The 1,338-nt window shown below is 71.2% G+C and carries 1 protein-coding gene; it reads left to right on the top strand.

The window, feature by feature from the left end; genetic code table 11:
• Positions 1-955: 955 nt before the first annotated feature.
• The coding region (locus tag G5C65_RS37320; protein ID WP_165303470.1) for a hypothetical protein at positions 956-1,338 on the top strand (383 nt) is incomplete at its 3' end.

Here is a 1,338-nt window from a genome sequence, read left to right as displayed (position 1 = left end):
CGGGTTCGAGTCCCGTCATTCACCCTTCATGATCAAGGCCCTCACCTGGGGAAACCGGGGTGGGGGCCTTTTTCGTTCCCCGGCTTGGCCACACACCGGCCCAACACGATCGTGAAAACGGGGCTGGCGTCCTCCGCCATGCCAACCGTGAGAGCACGTGAGCGGACGGACGGCACCACCGTCCACCAAAGCCGCTGGTGGACGCACACGACCAGTGCTGCCCCCCCTGGCCGGGTCGATCGCGAACCGGCACGGCCTGCTGTGGTGCAACGTGCAGACCGCCGACCAGGGGCGCTGGAGCCACTGAACCCGTTCCTCGCCACCACGGCGGACAACGCGCTGTACCGGCAGGCGTACGACGACCTGCTGACGTACAACGGCGAGGCCGGAGCGGCGGCCCGGCAGGGGGCGTTCTTCCGCTCGACCGCGCTGACGTACGTGACGTGCGCGCGAACCGCGACCCCAACAGCGCCCCGCAGGCCCCCGGCAAGTCGATGCCGGGCGCGGCGCAGCGGGCGTGGAGGGAGACTCTGCCTCACTGCCGACAAGCACAGCCTGGGCATCTGTTCCGGGCCCAACAACCGGCACGGCGGCTTCCCCGTGTTCCTGGACGAGGCCCGGTTCCCCGTCATCAGCCGCGACCCCGCCCGCAACCCGGAGCTGACGGACGCAGCGTGCGGCCTGGAGGAGGGCGACCGGATCACCATCAGCCACCCGCCCGCCTCCCTGCCCCCGGAGACCGTCAGCCAGCTCGCCGAGGGCACCACGGAGACGCTGGAGCAGTTCGGGTGGAAGATCGGCATCAACGCCTCACCGGCCAGCCCGTTCACCGTCGCCCAGATACCCGACGGCACCCCGGACTTCACGGACGGACCTGACCGGGTGGACGGGCAACGGCGCCGGCCTCCAGCGCGTACCCGCACCTTCCAGCCTCCCGGCGCCGTCCGACTGGTGCATGCAGATCACACCGGACGGCACCGCGCAGTATCCGAACGCCGCCAGCGACCTGACGCCGATCACCTCCGATGTCGAATACGTGCTCACCGCATGGACGCGCTGCGCCGTCGCCCGCGACGTGGATCTCAACCTCAACTGGTTCGGGCCCGAAGCGGAGCACGCGGTGCGCGCCGGTCAGTGGAGGTTCTTCGAGGTGCGCGGCCACGCACCGGCGGACACCGCGGCGATGAACGCGGCACCCGCCATCCCCGATACCCCGCCGACCGGCGCCACCGTGTTCCCCGTCGACCTGAGCGTCGGCGGGGAGCGCGTCCGCGCGAGCAGCGCTCAGCCATGGACGTGGGACGACTTCACCCGCCCGGCCACGCCCGCGTCGTGGGG

Source organism: Streptomyces boncukensis (assembly GCF_011045075.1).
Taxonomy (GTDB): domain Bacteria; phylum Actinomycetota; class Actinomycetes; order Streptomycetales; family Streptomycetaceae; genus Streptomyces; species Streptomyces boncukensis.
Note: the sequence above shows the minus strand (reverse complement) of the source record. Positions and strands in the feature narration are given on the sequence as shown.